The sequence below is a fragment of the Kribbella sp. CA-294648 genome (assembly GCF_050943845.1).
GTDB lineage: Bacteria > Actinomycetota > Actinomycetes > Propionibacteriales > Kribbellaceae > Kribbella.
This window is the reverse complement of sequence record NZ_CP191981.1, coordinates 3,023,537-3,042,760: the sequence shown is the minus strand read 5'-3', so window position 1 is coordinate 3,042,760 and position 19,224 is coordinate 3,023,537. Positions and strand designations below refer to the sequence as shown.

10 protein-coding genes are annotated in these 19,224 nt (G+C 65.3%); 3 read left to right on the top strand and 7 right to left on the bottom strand.

Annotated elements, in window-relative coordinates:
• Nucleotide 1: 1 nt before the first annotated feature.
• On the top strand, nt 2-871 hold the full coding sequence (locus ACQPYM_RS14690; RefSeq protein ID WP_433020771.1) for a winged helix-turn-helix transcriptional regulator: 870 nt from the start codon (nt 2-4) through the stop codon (nt 869-871).
• 211 nt (nt 872-1,082) lie between these two features.
• On the opposite strand, the gene ACQPYM_RS14685 is transcribed toward ACQPYM_RS14690, so the two are convergent.
• From ACQPYM_RS14685 to ACQPYM_RS14670, 4 genes are all read right to left on the bottom strand, one after another.
• Nucleotides 1,083-2,651, bottom strand: coding sequence for a ComEC/Rec2 family competence protein (locus ACQPYM_RS14685; protein WP_433023280.1), 1,569 nt, complete (start codon nt 2,649-2,651; stop codon nt 1,083-1,085).
• Nucleotides 2,652-2,895: 244 nt separating this feature from the next.
• Nucleotides 2,896-5,334, bottom strand: coding sequence for a ComEC/Rec2 family competence protein (locus ACQPYM_RS14680; RefSeq protein WP_433020768.1), 2,439 nt, complete (start codon nt 5,332-5,334; stop codon nt 2,896-2,898).
• Nucleotides 5,250-5,681 carry a ComEA family DNA-binding protein gene (locus tag ACQPYM_RS14675; protein ID WP_433023278.1) on the bottom strand — a complete coding sequence of 144 codons (432 nt, stop codon included), beginning with the start codon at nt 5,679-5,681 and terminating at the stop codon, nt 5,250-5,252. Before ACQPYM_RS14675 ends, ACQPYM_RS14680 begins: the two co-directional genes overlap by 85 nt.
• A gap of 282 nt (nt 5,682-5,963) precedes the next feature.
• A complete protein-coding gene (locus tag ACQPYM_RS14670; protein ID WP_433020765.1) occupies nt 5,964-6,425 on the bottom strand; it encodes a hypothetical protein in 462 nt (153 codons plus the stop codon).
• A 34-nt stretch (nt 6,426-6,459) separates the two neighbouring features.
• On the opposite strand from ACQPYM_RS14670, the gene ACQPYM_RS14665 reads away from it, so the two are divergent.
• Nucleotides 6,460-7,599, top strand: a complete 1,140-nt coding sequence (locus tag ACQPYM_RS14665) for an SMI1/KNR4 family protein (protein WP_433020762.1) — start codon at nt 6,460-6,462, stop codon at nt 7,597-7,599.
• A 539-nt stretch (nt 7,600-8,138) separates the two neighbouring features.
• Here ACQPYM_RS14665 and ACQPYM_RS14660 read toward each other — a convergent pair.
• Nucleotides 8,139-8,531, bottom strand: coding sequence for a hypothetical protein (locus tag ACQPYM_RS14660; RefSeq protein ID WP_433020760.1), 393 nt, complete (start codon nt 8,529-8,531; stop codon nt 8,139-8,141).
• Nucleotides 8,532-9,166: 635 nt separating this feature from the next.
• Here ACQPYM_RS14660 and ACQPYM_RS14655 point away from each other — a divergent pair.
• Nucleotides 9,167-9,340 (top strand): hypothetical protein, encoded by a 174-nt coding sequence (locus tag ACQPYM_RS14655; protein WP_433020757.1) that lies wholly within the window; start codon nt 9,167-9,169, stop codon nt 9,338-9,340.
• Nucleotides 9,341-9,697: 357 nt separating this feature from the next.
• Here the strand turns inward: ACQPYM_RS14655 and ACQPYM_RS14650 are convergent, their stop codons facing one another.
• Together ACQPYM_RS14650 and ACQPYM_RS14645 are read right to left on the bottom strand one after the other, a co-directional pair.
• The gene (locus ACQPYM_RS14650; RefSeq protein ID WP_433020754.1) at nt 9,698-10,582 is read right to left on the bottom strand and encodes a hypothetical protein; all 885 of its coding nucleotides are present in this window, start codon (nt 10,580-10,582) and stop codon (nt 9,698-9,700) included.
• A gap of 11 nt (nt 10,583-10,593) precedes the next feature.
• The gene (locus tag ACQPYM_RS14645) at nt 10,594-19,158 is read right to left on the bottom strand and encodes a DNRLRE domain-containing protein (RefSeq protein WP_433020751.1); all 8,565 of its coding nucleotides are present in this window, start codon (nt 19,156-19,158) and stop codon (nt 10,594-10,596) included.
• Between the last annotated feature and the right edge of the window lie 66 nt (nt 19,159-19,224).

The window sequence follows — 19,224 nt, the reverse complement described above, 5'->3', positions numbered from 1 at the left end:
CGTGCGTCACGAGGACCTTGCCGAGACCGACTGCGGTATCGCGCAGGCGCTGAGCGTGGTCGGCGATTGGCAGACCTTGCTGGTGGTCCGGGAATCCGCCGCCGGAGTGACCCGGTTCGACGCCCTGCAACGCGAACTCGGTATCAGCCGGCGTGCGCTTGCCGAGAAGCTGGCCCGCCTTGTGGAGCAGGGGATTCTGGAGCGGCAGGCGTACTCGGATCGGCCGCCGCGATACGACTACGTCTTGACCTCGATGGGTGAAGGGCTGCTGCCGGTGCTGCTCGCGCTGCAGGACTTCGGCACTCGGCATGTGATGGGCGACGGTTCGGCCAGCGCCGCGCCGGCGAGCCTCGAGGTTCAGCGCCTGGAGCGACTTGTCGGCACCCGCTTGCCGTCACTGGAACTGGCTGGTCACGACGGGGAATCCGTGGCGCTGCCAGGGGACCGGCCGACGGTGTTGTTCTTCTTCCCGGCGGCATGGCCGCCGCACGCGAACGGCTATCCGCCGGGATGGGGCGATATCCCGGGCGCCCGCGGCTGCACGTTGGAGTGCCTGTCGTTCGCCAAGGCCCACGACGACTTCGTGGCCGCAGGCGTTCGCGTGATCGGCGTGAGCAGCCAGCGCCCCGACCAGCAGGCGGCCTTCGCGGCGCACGCCGAGCTGCCCTACCAGCTCGCCTCGGACCAAGACGGCCGCGCCGCAACCGCGTTGAGGCTGCCGGTGTTCCGGGCCAGCGGCGGCGAATGGCTCAAGCGCGTCACCATCCTCACCAACCACGACGGCGTCGTACAGCATCTGCAAGCCCCCGTCACCGACCCTCAAGGCGCCGTCCAGGAACTGCTCGCCCTCGTCCGCCCCGACACCCGCTGACCAACGCGCCGGAACTAACTGAGTGGATGAACTCATGCTCGGAAAGCTGCCGCGGTGCCATCCAGCGTGCAGGCGGCCGGTGATCGGGTTGGGAGATGACGAGCGGGATTCCCGCGGGCACCACCTTGTGCGGCGCGCCGGGTCTGACGGGCGTGCGGGCGTCCCCTGACTGACTGGGCACGCCGTGGATTGGCGGCCAAGGGGGTCGTGGTCATGGGTGGGTGGGGTTGGTCGACAGGGATAGTTGATCGTCGGAGGTGGTGAGGGCTATCGAGCCGGCGGTGTCGGTGCGGGTGATCTTCATTCCCTGGTGGGTGAGGAGGTCGAGGGTTCGAGGGGCTGGGTGGCCGTAGTCGTTGTCGATGCCGGCCGAGATGATTGCGAGTCGAGCCTGCGTCGCCGCGATGAAGGCAGGGTCCTGCCGGCTGGAACCGTGGTGCGGAACCTTCAGGACATCGGCACGGAGGTCGACTCCGCTGGCGACGATCGACCGCTGGGACTGGGGTTCGAGATCACCGGTGAGCAGGAGACGCAGGCCCGCGACCTCGGTCATCATCGCGATGCTCGCGTTGTTCTCCGGCGAGCCTTCGCCCGTGGAGGTTGAGGGTGCTCCACCGGCTAGCGCAGGCACGCGGGCCGGCCACAGTGCGGTCCAGCTGACCGGGCCGACTGTGCGTTTCTCCTGGTAGGTGACCATCCGGATAGGTATTCGGTGTTGCGCCGCCAGATCGAAGACACGCTTGTACTCCGCGGGTGGTGACAGGTAGGGCGTCACTTCGATCTCCCCGACCGTCCGGTCTCGCAGTACGCCCGCCAAGCCGCCGGCATGGTCGGCGTGGAAGTGGGTGAGCACTACGACTGGCACGTGCTTCACGTCGAGCTCCCGCAAGCACCGATTGATGGCTGCCGGATCGGGACCGGTGTCGACGACGACCGCCGTACTGCGGCCGGCGTGCAGCACCAGGCCGTCGCCCTGCCCCACGTCACAAGCAACCAGGTGCCAGTCCGCCGGCGGCCAGCCCAGGGAGCGGACTGGACGCAGTACTGCGACGGCCAAGACGACGAGCGCGAGCAGCATCACCAGCGGGCGCGCGAGTATGCGGTGCAGGGCGAGCACGAGCCCGAGGCAAAGCAGCGTCAGTACTGCGACGCCGACCACTGTCGCGGGCCAGGCACTTGAGGCGCCTGGCAGGTCGGCACCTCTCTCCGCGATGAGGATGATCCATCGGGCTGGCCAGCCCGCCAACCAGCCGACGAGCCGGGCCAAATCCGCACTCAACAAGGCGATTCCAGCTGCACCGAAGCCGAGGATCGTGGCTGGGCCTACTGCCGGACCTGCCAGGAGATTCGCCGCGACCGCCACCAGCGAGACTTGGCCGGACAGCCACGCGACTACAGGCGTACAGGCTATTTGGGCGGCTAGTGGGCAGGCGACAGCCTCGGCGAAGCGCATGGGCAACCAGCGGGCTAGGGCATCGCGCCAACTCGGTCCGAGCATGACGATGCCGGCGGTCGCCAGTACGGACAACGCGAACCCGGCGGATCTGGCAAGCGACGTGTCCAGCAGGAGCAACGCAATCACCGCTACCGACAGACTCCGCACCGCACGCCGTGACCCGCCACCACCGGTCAACGCAGCCAGGGCAACCAGGCCCATCGCCGCTGCTCGGAGAACACTCGGTTGCGGCCGAGCAAGCACTACGAAGACCACCACCATGGCAAGCCCGACAACAGTCAGCCCTCTCGCCCGCACGCCGATGAGCCGGGCGAGCGGGAGCACGAATGCCAACAGGAGCGTGAGATTCGTACCCGACAATGTTGAGAGCAGAGGTGGGTATGTGACGGTTAGCGCTTTACCGCCCCAGCGCAAGACTCTTTACTTCTGTTCGTCGCCAGGAGTGCGTCAAAGCTCTCGAGTGCGTCGCAGTGACCGGTTCCGGAAGGCTCCTCGATGCCGACTATGCGATCGACTCGGACATGCTGCCGTGGCCGTGCCGAACTTCAGTTCGGGGTGTCCGGCTGGCTCATGGGGCCGACTTCTGAGTCGCCACAGCCAGGCCCGCTCCGCGGCGGAGCACCGCCACCGATCCACCGGTATCGGTGCGGGCCACCCGTGTTCCTGCTCGCTGCAGCAACTCCAGGGTCCGGGGCGCGGGATGACCGTAGTCGTTGTCGGCCCCGGCGGAGATCACCGCCAGACGCGCTCCCGTCGCCGCGACGAACGCCGGGTCCTGCCGCGACGACCCGTGGTGGGCGACCTTCACGACATCGGCCCGCAGATCGACACCCGACGCGACCACCGCCCGCTGGGCCTCCGGTTCCAGATCACCAGTGAGCAGGATTCGCAGGCCCCTGGCATCGACCATCAAGGCGATACTCGCGTTGTTCTCCGGCGACCCGTCACCACCGGAGCCGGAACCACTGAGCGGTGGGACCCGGGCCGGCCAGATCACCGTCCAAGCGAGCTCGCCGGCCGTCCGCCGCTCCTGGTAGGTGACCGTCCGGACCGGCACCGAGCCGGCCGCGGCCAGCGCCCGCACCCGATCGACTTCCGCGGCCGGCGCGAGGTAAGGCCCGACCTCGATCTCGTCCACCACCCTGCCGTCCAGTACTCCCGCGACTCCACCTGCATGATCAGCATGAAAGTGGCTCAGGATCAGCACCGGCACATGCTCGACGCCCAACTCGTGAAGGCAGCGGTCCATCGCCACCGGATCAGGTCCGGCATCGATCACGACCGCCGAGGCCGGCCCGGCCCGCAGGACCAGGCCATCTCCTTGCCCCACATCACAAGCGACCAGGACCCAATCATCGGGCGGCCATCCGATCGAGCCGACCGGCCGGAGCAAGGCGAGCACCAACAGGATCAGGCACAAGAGCACCGCGACCGGTCGCGCGAGCAACCGATGCAGCCCTAGCGTCAGGCCGAGGCAGAGCAGTGTCAGTACGGCGATGCCGAGAACCGTCGCCGGCCAGGCACTCGCCGCCCCGGGCAGGTCGGCGCCCTCGGTCGCGATGAGGATGATCCATCGCGCCGGCCAGGCGGCCGCCCATCCCGCCAGCCGGGCCAGATCGGCACTGAGCAAGGCGATTCCGGCCGCGCCGAAGCCGAGCACCGTGGCCGGTCCGACCGCCGGCCCGGCGAGGAGGTTGGCCCCGACCGCGACCAGTGAGACTTGTCCGGATAGCCAGGCCACTATCGGCGTACAGGCCAGTTGCGCGGCCAGCGGGCAGGCGATGGCCTCCGCGAGCCAGCGAGGCATCCATCTCGCCATCGTGTCTCGCCATGCGGGAGCCAGTACGACGATGCCGGCCGTCGCCAAGACCGAGAGCGCGAACCCGGCGGACCGGGCCAGCGAAACGTCCAGCAGCAACAAGACCAGTACTGCGACCGACAGGCTTCGAACTCCTCGTTTGGTACCGCCAGAGGTCATCGCAGCCAGCGCGACAAGGCCCATCGCAGCAGCCCGCAGCACGCTCGGTTGAGGACGAGCGAGAACCACGAACACCACAACCATGGCCAGCCCGACAACGGTCAGGCCACGGGCGCGAACGCCCAGCAACCGAGTCAGCGGAATGACGAACGCCAACAGCAAGGTCAGATTCGTCCCCGAAACAGCCGAAAGGTGTGCGAGGCCGGTCGTCTTGAAGTCCTCAACCAACTCTGGTGGCAACCCTGACTCGTCACCCATCACCAGGGCCGGCACCAGACCGCGCACCGCCTCCGGCTCTCCAGCAACCGACTGCCTCAGCCCAGCACGCACTCGCTCCGCGGCCCGCAACCACCAAGCTGGCTCATCCAGCACACGCGGCGCCACCCGCGACGACACCATCGCCGCGACGTCGCCACCCTTGTCGACCGACTGAAGTCGCCCCGTCGCCTCCACCTGCTGCCCAAACCTCACCTCCTTCCAGCCCACAGACCCGACCACCACCACCGGCGTACGAACCCGCGTCGCCACACCCCTACCAACCACCTCCTCCACCGTCGCCCGCATCACCACGTACGGCGGACGCCGACCCCCCGCAGCACTCCGGACAGCCGGATCGCTCACCACCTTCAGCCGAACCGTCACCGCCGCCCCCGACTCGGCCAACCCCATCACCGGCCCTGCCTGCAACCGCACCACCTGCAGCCCGGCCGCCACCGCCATCCCGACCACAACAACGCCAACCCCGAACCCCGTCACCACCACGGCAGGCACCCGCACCAAGCCCCGTCGCCCGGACCCCACCGGTTGTGCCTGCCGCACAGGACGCCGCAGTCCGATCCATCCGCGCAACCGAAGCATCAGCACGCCGACGCCCATCAGAAGCCCCACCACCACTGCCACCCACACAGCAGTCGATGCGCTCGCGCCAAGCAGCAGGACGGCGGTCAGCCAACCAGCGGCCGCCGGGACGAGCAGACGCAGGTCAGCCGCGCGGCCCTTTTCACTTTCCTCAGCATCAAGCCTGGACATGCGGCCTCAGCGATGCGAACTCTTCGGGGGCCCACTCCGGGGACCTCCTGGAGTTCGTCAGTGCTGGTGGATCGGTCGTGCTCGTTATGCCAGTCGACGATTCGCTGAGCGAGGACGGGTCCAACCCCCGGCAGCTCGTCGCGAGTCCAATCGCCTCCGACTTCTTCGGGATCTCCTCCTTCGGTGCGTTGACGATGGCTTGCGGAGTGGAGTCGGGAGAGGAACTTCCGGCGGGTTTCCGGATCAGGAGGTGGGGTCGGTGGGAAAGCTTCACACCAGGGAAAGTACGAGCCTTTCCGCCGCTCACCGCAACGAGTAGTCAGGCTGTGGACAACCGGCGTCACCATGGATCGGCTCGCCGACATCGAGGTGGACGGTCTGATCCTGTACGACATCGACGACGAGAGCGACCGGAACCAGGCGGAACGCCCTTTCCGTACCTGCCGACCATGGACCCCGCCGAGTTCGAGACCACGCATCTCGCGGCCTTGCCATACTCGATCGTCATATACCGCGCGGTCGGCAAGTACACCGAACCGGACCTGCGATCGTGGCTGGAGACCAGCAGACGCGAACCGGATTCAGGCGTGTTCGTCGGTGCCTCGCCGAGGCGTGAGAGTGTCCAGCCATCATTCTTGACGTGCGGCGCGGCCAGAACCGCACCGGCGACCACGACGACCGCCACCCCGATATGGCCGCGCCGATCGTCTGGGCGATCTCCTCCTCGGCTTCTTCTCGATCTGCGAAGCAACCAGGCCGTCGAGGTAGTAGTCGAAGTCCACCGTGTTGCCGTTGGCCTTAGTCTCCACGTCCGTTTCGCCGCGGGCCGTATGTGTGAAGCGGGAGATCTTCGGTGAGGTGTCCGTGGCGGTCTTGCCGTTCTTCACCTGCTCGACCAGGTCGCGGACGTCGTAACTGTACGACGAGAACTGGTCGGCCTCGGTCCTGTTCGCGCGTCGGATCCGCGGCGGCTGGCAGCGCTCCATCAGCGCATCGTCGACGACTTCCTGGCAGCCAACTACCCGTCTGGCCTGTGCTGAGACCGTGCCGCCAGGCGAAATAGAGCCTTTCGTGGAATCATGCGATGTCATGGACGTACCGTTCGTACAGTCGAACCCTGCGACCATGCCGATACCGATTGACTGGGATGCGGTGGAGTCCTGGCTGGGTCTTCGCCTGCCGGCTGACTACAAGGCGCTGGCTACCGACCACGGGCCGCTGCTCATCGGTGAATGGCTTTGGCTTCACACGCCATGTGCCAAGCCTGGCCGCTTCGACTACGGAGAATGGCTGAAGGAAACACACAAGCTGTGCCGGGCACGGTCGAAGGACGCTCCGCCACACACACCGCCGCCGTTCCACCCAAAGCGAGGTGGATTACTCGCCTGGGGAGAGACCCGTTCAGCCAGCTACCTGTTCTGGGACACAGCAGCATCCGCCGACCCCGACCAATGGCCGGTGGTCGCCATGGACAGCGACGCCGTCAACAACGGGTTGAACCCCTGGCACAACTACCACATGCCAGTCTCAGAACTGATCGCCGCGGTGGTGAGCACCGGCGTCCCACTGCCCAGCAATCAGCAACTCGGTCCGCTGCCAGCCACAGCACGGCGCACCTCGTATCTGGTCGACGCCGGTCCATGGACCCCGCCGCCACCGGCACGGCGTGCGGCCACCCCGAAAAAGACCCGGCTCACCGCGCTCAAGCAAGGCACTGGCCTGGCCACGCTCCGGCTACTCGTCCCACCACCGGCCAAGCCGTACCTGGGAGACGGCAGCTGGGACCAACTCTTCGACGAGCTCGGCACCCGGCTCCCCACCGACTACATCGAACTGATGGACACCTACGGGGCCGGCTGCTGGTCGGAATGGCTCAACTTCGTCACCCCGCTACGCACCAACGGCCACGGATTCGTCCACCACGCCAAGGAGACACTCGACGGCTACGCCGATCTGCGAGCGGAGTATCCGGAACTCCAGCCACTTCCGGTGTGGCCGGAGCCCGGTGGATTCCTGCCTTTCGCCAACACGGTCGAGGGCGACGTACTGGGCTGGCTCACCCAAGGCTCGCCCGATGAATGGCCACTGATCGTCTACCCACGCCACGCCAAACAGGGCCCGCCATTGCAGGACCCTCTCGTCGACACACTCCTCGCCTGGCTCCGCGGCCGCCTTGACACCGCCGGATTCCCCGGCCGAGACGATGCGGTTGATCCGCTGGAGCGCATCGGATTCGAGCCAGGCAGCGATGAATCACACTGGTGACGGCCATTCCTAGCGTTCCTATCGCCCCCGCGATCGAATCCGCCTCAGCGGTCTACACGTCACCCGCGACCCGCTGCAATCCTTCGGATCGGTGGCTCCAGGCTGGGTGATCCGACCGCGCATTTGCGGTATCGCCAGCGCGCGGGACCTTGATTCCGCTTCGAGAACCTCGGCCCGCGATGCGCCTCGCCCGGGCAAGTTCCGGACAGAGTCAGCGTCGGGCTTGCGAAACTAAGGGTAGAAACCCAGCAAAACTCGTCCTGAAATCTGAACCGTCAAATGACGAGGTCAACCTCTCCCATGAAGCACGAAAAGAAGAGTTGATACGCCGGCGCCACTGCTAGGTCGAGAACCTTCTCCGGATTGGCGCGTACCGAGACGGGTCATCAACAGGTACCTCAGGTGCGTGGCACCTGCCTGAATCATCTGAACACCAAGGGTGCCTACCGAGCTGTCCGGGTCGTCGACAGGGATCGGTGCCTGCGCCGCCACAGGTCTCGCAGCCCTTGGAAGCAGCTCAGCGAGCTGCCGGAACGAACTCATCCGCCTTCGTGCGCGCTTGAGTCCATCTTCAGCGCGTCTGGAGTTCGCATACCCGTCCTCTCCCAGCGACGCTCTGCGTCGGCCCAGGTCAGGCCTTTGAACCAACTCAATCGCCGACATGCCTCATCAAAACTGAACACTCGAGCCGATCGCAGCGATCTCGCGCCGTCGCGGCGAGAGATTTCAATGAAGTGTTCATCATCGAATCCAATGGTCCCTTCTCGATCCCAGGCTACCGGAATCAGCTTGAGAACTACCCGGTCTGCCAGTGCGAGCTTGCCGGCGGTCACGGCTTCGGTTCCGTCGACCGGACAGATCAAATCGATCCCTGCCAGCTCAGAATCTGCTGGATGATACCGCCACCAGGCATGGTTCTGATCGCAGCGCATCTCCCATCAATCGTGGGGCTGACGCTCAATAGAAGAGGTGGATTCCATTTTCTATCCCGGCCCCAAATATTCAAGCGTGGCCCAACCGCCAACCCAGACCACCGTGAGATCAGTGTTACGGACGGTGTTCGGCGTCGGGCTCTGGTCCATCGAGTGGTTCACCCCGTTCTGAAAGCTGACGAATGGCCTTATCCCTCAACTGGTCCCATGAATGATGAGTTAGACGGCGGAGCGCTCCGACAGGTGTAGTCGGATGACCAGCAACAGTCGAAGCCACCGCCTCATGCTCATCCTCTGACAAGATGTCCAGGATCTCTGCTGGGCAAGCACCTTTCGACGCAACTCGACTGCGAACACGCCATTCACTATCAGCCGCCAGTATCCGCATTACCTCTATTGGAACTGTTCGGTTATGCGCCACCCAGAAGCGCATATCGGGATGATCTCTTATGACGTCGAACCAGAGGCCCTCAGGCGCGTCTTCCCAGGCTGACCTGCGCCGTTCTGCCGCGTCGTCACTGCAAACAAGGCGAATAAACTCCGCAGCCGAGGTGATCAAATCAACATCCACCCTTCGGGAGCTTCACCGTGTCCAGGTCTCCCCACTTGATGAACTTTCCCCTTATCGCTGCTCGTTGGGAGCCGGGGCGGAGGCATACTACGCGGACGAGGCGACCATCGGCGGCGAGGAGTTGGTCGGCTCGTCCAGTTGGTCGGCGCGCTGGTACTCGCGGTCGGTTGCGTTCCAGAACGGGTGGTCTTCGGTGGCGGTGATGACCTGGCCGCCCTTGCCCTCCGAGATCGGCTAGCGCGAACTCCCACCCTACTCGGATACGACTACGCCAGAGGCCCGCTGGTCGCAGAGCACGGAGATGAGTGGCCCTCGCCGGTGGGCCAGCACCGGCTGACCACCAGGTTGGACTGACGAGACGACAAATTCGCCCCTCTCTGCCTCCGACGCGATGAAGCTCAGCAGATTGGTCATCGACCGCGAGATCACCACCTTCCGATCCTCGTCACGACCGAGGTTGATTACCTGACCAGTGACACCCCCGGCCCTGGATCGAGGTCCAGACCCAGGTAGTTCGCCTCCATACTCTCCTTCAGGACCGGCAGCCATCCGGCCGCCCGCAAGAAGTCGGCAAGCGTGACAGCGGGCGTCACGGCTACGGCCCTACCCAGCCTGTTGTGGAGGAGCGGTGAAGGGCAGCCAAGACTGCGGCGCCCAGCTCGTCGACCCGATGCCAGTTCGAGACGATGGGTGAGCCGGTCGGGTCGCTGACAAACAGGTCAGCTCGCTGAACACCCTGATGGGCCCAAACCTCGACATCGCCATCGAAAGACACGATCTCCACGACGGCGATCCGCGACCCGGTGTAAAGCGAGCGCCATTCCACGCCGCCGGCGTAGGCGAGAAACTCAGCCATCTGGTCCTGTCCGTCGGAACTGAGCTCACCCACCTCCGCCAGGACGGCTGCCACCGCCGCACCGATCTCATCTGGCCTGCCGACAGCAGCCACTCGCGCAAACGGCACGGTGGCCGGATAGCCATCGAGTTCCGCGGAGTACCGACGACCGTGCATCAGCAGCTCATCGCGATACCAATAGATCCAGACACTGGCCACCACCGCGTACCCCGCCGGCTCGTCCACCCAACTGGTCTTCGTACGCCACGTCGCGTCCCCGTAGTGATTATCGATCGCGCTCGCCAGCAATGGGCCGGCCTGCGACTGGCTCAGGACTGCTCGAGCCGCCGAGCCCAGGGCAGCACGTGCCGCCCCGTGCAACACGGCATCCCTCAGATCAGCGTCAGGACTGGCCAGCAGTTCCTCGATCGCCGAGTACCACCTTGCGGTCAGCTCCTGGTCGCCGGACTCGACCGCTTGGTCAAGGGCAGCACTGGTGAGAATGTTCCTGGTCAGCGCTTGCGCCACCAGCCAGTCTCCCTCGGCGTCGGGCCCGAGCTCCTCGTCGATCTGATCGCGGCACCGTGGAAATAGCCGCCGCAGATAATCCGGGTAATTCTCACAGCTCACCGGCGCGATATCCACAGTTTTCTTCCTCATGAGACCGGCGCTTGACAATGGAAGAAGCACGTATTGGCGCCAGGATACAACATATCGTCAAAATTATTCGGCTGCCCGTTGAACGCTCGGTACGCTTCGATGTACAACGGCACATCGAGGGCCAGTCCCGCCACACCGAGGGTTCGCCCGAACATCGACAGGGAGCCCCGTGTTCTAAGCCTCTGCGTGTACCGCTTCGGATGGGTCTCGTCGAATTGTGATCCGGTATGCTGGGACACCGCCTGATTTGCGGAAACGCTCTGCATGGTGGACTGGAATACGGCCCGTTTGTCACCTTTGTCCAGATCCGCACTGATGGTGCCACCCTGATCCGGCAGCTGCAAAACGTCCCACAATTCCTTGAACTCAGCGTTAGCTATCTTCACCTCCCGGTCGGTCAGTATGGGCCTTTGCTTGTTGAAGGTGTCCTGCTCATTCTTGTACAGCAGATCCGCATAGCCCTTGGCCAGCGAGATGGCCTTCTGGTGGTGCAACTTATTGTTGACCCGTTCTCCGGTCGCCAATTCATGCCGCAATGCAGCGGCTGTCTTGCCATCCCCCTTGCCAGCCTCCACCTGCTCAGAAATGTAGGTGTCTCCGAGGAGGTTCTGCAACGTGGAGTTGGTGACCGACGGGGGCCGGGCCGCCGGGGTCGGCGTCGGCGTCGTGTCGACCCGGTTGCCTTCGTCGTCGATGGAGTAGTGGCCGTCTACTTCTACGCCGCTGATGGGGTTGCCGCCGGCGAAGGCGTAGCGGTTGCTGGTCCAGGGGTCGGTGCCGAGGCTCATGTCAGCTAGCGCGCCGTTGTAAGAGTCTCGGGTGAGGAAGCGGTTCAGGCCTGGGGAATAGTCGCGGAAGCCCATGTCGTAGGACTGCGACGACTGGTCCCAGCGTTTGGCGTTGAAGCGGTAGACGTTGTAGGGCTCTTTGCCTGGGTTTTGGGCTTCGGGTTTGTCTGCGCCGGTGAAGCGGTCGTCGTCGTTCTTCCCGTACGCGGTGTAGCCGTAGGTGGAGCGGGTGTCGCCGGTGTCGGAGGTGAGGGTTTCTACGTCGGTGTGGGGGTTGTAGCCGTAGTAGGAGTCTTCGGCGGTGCCGTCGGCCTTGAACTTGATCTGGGACAGCCGGGATCCCCACGGCGAGTACTGGTACGACGCCGTGATCTCGCCGGTAACTTCTTCGGAGAGGACCTCGCCGGAAAGGCCTAGGTAGGAGTAGTTCGTGGTTTTGGTACCTTCGACCTTGGAGGTGGTGCGGTCCAGGGCGTCGAAGGCTGTTGTGGTGGTCTTGGTGGTGCCGTCTTCCTGCAGTTGGCGGTGCTTGATGATGCGGTCGTAGCCGTCGTAGGTGTTGCGTTCGATCACCGTGCCGGCGGCGGATACCTGGGAGAGGCGACCGAACGGGTCGTAGGTGTAGGACGCCTTCGACGGACCGGTTGTCGCGGTCAGCAGGCGGTTGCGGTCGTACTCGTAGTTCGTCGTTACGTTCTTGACGGTCTGGGCGACGACGTTGCCGGCTGGGTCGTGGGTGTAGGACTCGGTGGAGAGGACTGCTGAGCCGGCGGCGTCTTTCTTTTCTACCTTGGCGATTCGGTCGAGGGGGTCGAAGGTGTAGGCGAAGACGTTGTCCAGGTACGCCGCGTGGTTGTCGGCGTTCTGGACCTTCGCGGTGTCCTTGACCCGGTGCCCGTTGGCCGAGTACTCCATCGCGTGCTGCGAGACCAGCGTGCCGTTGGACTTCTTTTCGATCTGGGAAGCGACCAGGCCGTCGAGGTAGTAGTCGAAGTCGACCGTGTTGCCGTTGGCCTTCGTCTCCACGTCGGTCTCGCCGCGGGACGTGTACGTGTAGCCCGAGATCTTCGGCGAGGTGTCCGTGGCGGTCTTGCCGTTCTTGACCTGCTCGACCAGGTCGCGGGCGTCGTAGGTGTACGACGAGAACTGGTCGTCCTTGTTCGCCGCGTCGTCGAACGTCCGAGTGACCGGAGCGCCGTTCTCGTTGTAGGTGTACGTGGTGGTCTTGAGGAGCGCTGTGCCCTTCTTCTCCTCGACCTTCGCCACCTGGTTCAGCTCGTTGTAGCCAACGAGGTAGTCGCTGACCTTGGCGCCCGGCTGAGTATCGGTGATCTGCAGCAGGTTGCCGTTGGTGTCGTACCTGTAGGTGAAGTCCTTCTTTTCCGCATCGGCCTCACCGGTGTTGTCGCGAACTACCTTCACCGCGTCAGCAGAAACCGTCCCAGTGGCAGCCGGGGCCAACGTGACCGAGCCCGTGGTCGCCTCGGCGAACGTGAACTCCCCGAGGCTGACCCAAGTCCCGGCGCCAACACTCTGGTTGACCGGCTTGCTGACAGGGGCGCCGCCAGTACTGACCGCGTACGGCGCTGCGGTCGACGCACCTGCCACCGCGGGATAGCGGACGTAGACGGTGTACTTACCGTCCGCCGGCACGTTCAGCTTCCAGGTGTGCTTGTCCGTGCTCCCGGTCGCCGCCGCATGCGTGCGGTAGTTGGTGCCCTGGAACCCGGTGCCAGTGGACGACGAAGCCCAAGTGCCCGCGACCTCCACGTCACCGGTGTCGGAGTTGTCCACCAGGGACACGTGCAGACCGACCGGTACGCCGTCGTCGCTGCGCGACTTGAGCTTGCCGTCCGGGAAGAAGTCCCACGACATCGTGCGGGACGACGAACCACCCGCGCTGGTCAGCGTCCGCGCGGTCTGCTGACCCAGTTCGTTGTACCCGTACGCCGCGACGATGTCCCACGGATCCGTGCTCGACTTCACCCAGCCGTTGTCGAAGTAGCTGTACGACGTGTCGTTGCGGACGGTCTGCCCGTCCGAAGCCGGCGCGCTGACCTTCGTCACGTTGCCGATCTCGTCGTACGACATCACCGTCTTGTCCGGAGTGTTGTACTGCGCGTCGTCCTTGTCGTAGGGCGACAACTTCTCCTTCGGCCGGTTCAGCGCGTCGTACACAGTGACCTGCGCGAAGTCGTCCGGGTCGTCACCGGTCTCGACGCCGCGCGGGGTGATCACCTTGGTCTGGTTGCCGACCTGGTCGTACTCCACCTGCGTCGTCCGGTACGTCACGTTGCCGGCGGCATCCTTCTTGTGCGGCGCCTTCACCTGGACCGTCTTGCCGCGCTCGTCCAGCGTGACCAACGTCTTGTTGCCATCGGCATCGGTCGAACTGACCACATTGCCGTCCCGGTCGTACTCCGTTGACGTGGTCTTGCCCGCCGCATCGGTGGCCGTCTTCGGGCGGTGCGCCTTGTCGTAGGTGGACTTCGACGTGTAGTCCGCCGGGTCGGCCGACTTGGACTTGCGCGGGTCCACCACCGTCACGACGTTGCCGACGTTGTCGTACTCGTAGCTGATCTTGTCGTTCTGCGCGTTCGTGACCGACAGCAACTGGTAGACCGGGTCGTACTGGTACGACGTGACGAAGTCCGCCGGGTCTTGCGTGAGCACACCCTTCGGCTCGGTCTGCCGGAGCAGGTTGCCGACCACGTCGTACTCGTACTTCGTCTCCCGGTCCGGGTCCGTCGTCGAGTCCTTCGGCGCCTTCGACGAGATCAGTTGGTCCGCGTCGTCGTAGACGTTGGTGCTGATCGCGCCGTTCGGGGCGGTCGCCTGGGTCACGTTGTCGTTCGCGTCGTACACCGGCGCCGGGGTGGTGATGAAGAGGTTGGCGGCCTGGTCCTTCGGCACCTTCGACGTCAGCGGCCGGCCGAAGAGGTCATAGGTGTACGTGCTGGTCTTGAGCTTGGCATCGGTGACGGTCAGCACGTTGCCACGGACGTCGTACCCGAAGTCGGTCGCCTTCGTCAGCGCGTCGGTGATCTTCTTCGGATAGCCGGTGGCGTCGTAGAGCGAATAGGTGGTCGTGTTGTTGTTGGCGTCCGTCGAGGTCTTCAGCTGACCGAGCGGGTCATAGGCGTACTTCGTGGTGTAGTCGCCGGCCGTCGCGGTGGCGTTGCCCTTGGGATCGGTCACCGACGTGAGGTTTCCGAGCGGGTCGTACCCGAAGGTCCAGGTCCGGCCCTCGGGGCTGACCTTGCGGGTGAGCTCCCCGTAGAACCCGTTGCCGCCGACGTTGTAGCTCAGCACCGTGGCTGGGGTCCCGTTGGCGTTGGCCTCGGCGTCCTTGATGGTCAGCGGGAAGCCGGTCTTCGGGTCATACGTCCAGGTACTGCGCGCTCCGTTGGGCTCCTCCAGCTGGGTGACGTTGTGATCGGTGTCCCAGCTGAGCAACGTGTTCTCGTTCTTGGCGTTGGTGGTCTGGACCGGCCGGCCGAACCCGTCCATCACGTACTTCGTGGCACGCGGCGTCGCATCGGTGACAGTGGTCTCCACCGTTCCCGTACCGGGCACGTAGCCGAACGTCGTGGTCTTGCCCAACCGGTCGGTCAGCTTCTCGAGCTTCCACTTGTCTTTGGGATCGGTGGTCGCCGCGAAGTACGAAAGGTTCGTCGACTTGCCGCGCGGGTCGGTGATCCGGACCAGCTTGGTGTTCTTGTTGGTGTTGGTGGCGTCGTAGACGAACTTGAACGTCTTCGCCGCGGTGGAGCCCGCGCCATCCACCAGCTCGGCCATCAGGCCCTTGTCCGAGTAGGTGAACGTGACCTTCCGGCCGGCGATGTCGGTGACGGACTCGACCTGATCGATGATCTTCGGATTGGTCAGGTTCGTCGCGGCCGTCTTCACCCCGGCGTCGTTGACGAAGCTGTACGCCTGGCCCTTCTCGAAGTAGTCCAGCGTGAGCGTCCGGCGGCCGGCGGCGTCGGTGATGTAGTTCAGGAACTTGACCGGCTTGTTGGCGCTCTTGCGCTCTTCGTAAGTGAAGAGCATCTCGTTGCCGTTCTTGTCCCGCAGGACCGACTGGAACCCCTGGTCGTCGAAGAAGAACTGGGTCCGGTCCGGCCGGGTCAGCACCCAGGCCCGGTTCACCGAGGTCTTGTTGTTCGGCGGATCAGCGAGCTTCTGCAGGTAGAGATGAACACCCTTCGGATGGTCGTAGTCCCACTTCGTCTCGTCCGTCGTGCCGTGCTTGTTCAGCGCGAAGGTGTGGCTGGTGCCGTCCCCGTCGGTCAGCGTGATCGTGGTCGGCCACTTCTGGCCGCGCGGATGGAAGTCCAGCGCCGACCCCAGCCGGTTCAGCGTGGACGTCGACAGCGACCAGCCGTAGCCCATCGACGAGGCCGACGTGTCCAGGCTGTTGTACGTCATCCGCACGAAGGTGGACGCGCCACGGCTCGGGTTGGTCAGCGCGTTGTAGCCGAAGGCAACGTTTCCGGTCGCGAGGTTGACCATCGCCGACGAGCCGGCCCCGGTGTTCTTCCCGGCGTACTGGTAGAACTTCTCCAGCCCGAGCTGGTCCGAGGTCGGGTCCTCGACCGCGGCGTTCTGGTTCAGGGTTCCGACCCCGCCGGAGGTCTTGGAAAGCCAGGCTCCGGTCGTCTTGTGGCGCAGGTCCCACTGGAGAACGAAGTCCTCCCGCTTGTTGCTCGGATCGGCGGCGACCGGGCTCTTCACCTGGGCGCTCACCCTCACCGCAGCTCCCGGAGCCAGATCAGCCGGCAGCGCAGTGTCGAGACGGTTCGCCGCCGAGGTCACCTCGGTGCCGTCCGGCAGCGTCCAGTGGTACGACAGCGCGTAGTCCGCGGACTTCAACGCGAAAGCCTGCGTGTTGGTGATCGTCACATCGACCGGGTACTGCGCCGCAGGCGTCTGCCGCTGCGGCGTCTTCGGCGCGTGGTACGCGTTCTCCGGTGTCTTGCTGAGATAGGTGACCTTCAGCAGCGGACGCAGCAGCGGCTCAGCCGCTTCGGCACTCAGGAACAGCCCATGACCAGACACCGCCTCCGTCGACTGCTTGAGCAGGAAGCCGTGCTCGGTGGCAGGAGTGTTCACCCAACCCTGGACAGCGGCCTTGGCCTGCCACCAGTGCCAGGTCGGGTCCGGTACGCCGATGTTGCCGGCCGGCACATAGTCCAGAACCGCTCCGAAATCGCCACCCGCCGTGGTCCACGAGGTGGTCGAGTTCGCCTTCTGCCAGGTGGTCGCCGACTCCACAAATGTCTTGCTCAACGCATGGGCATTGACCTGGGCCGCACCACCCTCGTAGTGCGCTTTCCACAGCCCCAGCTTGGCATCCAGGATGGTCGAACCCGCCGGGATAGCGCCGGTGACCGTTCCGAAGTTCACCACGGCGCGGGTCTTGCCATAGGTCGCGTTGTTGCCGACCTCGAGCCACGCCTTGCCCTCGACCTTGTCCAAATTGGTCGCGTACTGCACGCTCGACAACGTCGAGTCGGCCGCGGCCTGGAAGTACTTGACCACCTGGCCCGCCTTGGGCAGGCACGCGAGCTGGGTCGCCGACGGTGTCAAGCCGCCGTCCTTGGTCTTGACGGCGACCTGGTAGTAGTAGCCGTCTCCCTCATCCGACGTGTCGTCGGCCGGCGTCGGCTCCGCACTGGTGTCGACATAGCTCGTCGTCCCCGCCGCCACCGGTGCTACCAGGGTGTCCGCGGTCGGGGTGAAGTTCTGGAAGACGCTGCGGTGTACCTGGTACTCGACGATGTCGTCGGCCGTGCTGGTGCTCGGATCGACGTACCCGCTCCAGTTCAGCGTCGCGCCTGTCGCGGCGATCGTCGTCGGCGTGCTGACGACGACGCCGGGCCGGCCGTAGGTGACGATCAGCTTGGGCCGGTTGGCGTGCCGGTGCACGTCGGAGCCGTTGTACGCGTACTCACTGGCCTGGTAGACCGGTCCGCCGCGGCCGAGGGTCTCGTCGCTCGCCTTGACGATCATGCCGTTGTTCGGCGAACCGCCGAGCCAGCTCTGCAGCATCGACCGGACACTGAACGTGTGCCACACGCTGCTCTCGCCGGCGTCCTTCGTGTCGTACGCCCGCTTCAGGAGCCACACGGCGTCCGCGGTGGTCGCCTTACCCGCCACGTCACCCATCGTGATCCGGTAGCCGCCACCCGCGTTGAACGGCAGCGAGCCGACGCCCTTCAGGACCTTGCCGGTACCAAGCGTCTGGTCCACCGTATAGCTGGCGGTACCGCCACCGTGCAGCACGCTGTACGGCGTGTTGGTGGCGCGGTCGGAACCTTGGATGTAACCGACCGAGACGTCGTAGTAGCCGGTCTCCGTGATGTCCGGCCTCCAGGTGAACGTCGACCCTGTCGCCGCGTCGTTCTGGTACCGGTAACCGCCGCCATCAGCCACTGCCGACGCAGCCTGCGGCCAGGCTCCGACCATGGACGTGTTCGCGGTATCGCCGTCGTCCACGTACGCCTTGTTGAAGGCGAGGCTGCCCAGCGTGGTGTTGACCGACGAGTTCCAGTTGACCGTCGACTCGCTCCAGGCCGACGCCGCCTGACGCGCCTCCAACCGGACCGCGTTCGCATTGGTCTGGAACGACTGGTCGAAGTACAGCTTCAGCTGGGCCGAGTCGACCGTGGCACCGGCCGGGATGCTGGAGATGTCGAACTTGAGCAGGCTGCGGCGCTTCGCCGAGCCGGTCGTCCCGGCGTACAGGCCGGTGATGCCGCCGTAGTTGGTGGTCGGCGCGCCGGAGTCCACCATCGCGTCCTGAGCCTGGTCCGGAGCGGGCTCCACCGCGATGGTCGGGTCGATCACCACCGGGTACTGCCGATCGGCGCTGTTCAGCCACTCCGCATCCGCCCGCACCGTGATCTCGATAGTGGCTCCGCGCTGAGTGACGGTCTGCGTCACGTTGTCGCTGAAAGCCTTCCCGTACGGCGACGCGGCGTCGTCGCGCGCGTCCGTCATGAACGGCCGCGGCATCGTGAACAGCGGCCGACCGACCCCACTGGCCGGGTGGAAGGCGATCGAGCCGTCGGACTGCTCCACGGCCTTCACTCCGGCCAGCTTCAGGCTGAACCGGTACGTCGGATCGGCCGGCGCCGACTCCAGGACGATGCTTTCCTTCAGCTGATCCGGTCCGACCTGGTAGACCAGATCCGCATCGCCGAACACATCCGGATAGGTGACCGTGTCCCCGGCGGCCGTCGGCGTCAGCGCCTTCGTGGCCGTCGTGCCCAAGGTCATCCCCCGACCGCCCAGGTCGAACTTCACGAGTTCGTCGGCCCGCGTGCCGAAGAAGCTGCGAAAGCTGTTGGACTCGTTGGCAAGGCCGTAGCCCGCCACCCGGCTGGACTTCACCGTGGTGTCGATCGGCTGCAGCGTGCCGTCAGAGGCCTGGTAGTGAATCGGCTCGCTGGACAGTTCGGCCTCGGTCCGGCCGTCCGCCAACTGGAACACCTTGCTCGTCGGCGTCCGACGACCGGGCAACTCCTTCACCCGCCGGCCATCGCGCTTGATCGGCGAAGGAACCTGCTCGTTCCTGGCCACGCCGGCCGGCAGAACGGCGTTCAGCTCCGGATTCGGCTGGTTCGACTGACTGCGCCAGCCCTGAAGATCGGCAGCAGCAGCCACCGACGGGCCAGCCGGACCGGCGAACGCCTGCGTTTGCAGGCCGGACGCCAGCAAGGCGATCGGGACGGTGACAGGGACGAGCACACGGCGGACTCGGGACATGGGCGGAGGGGCTCCTTCGTCTGCCCGGGGTGCCTCACGGTGAGTTACCGAACCCCGGATGCCAGG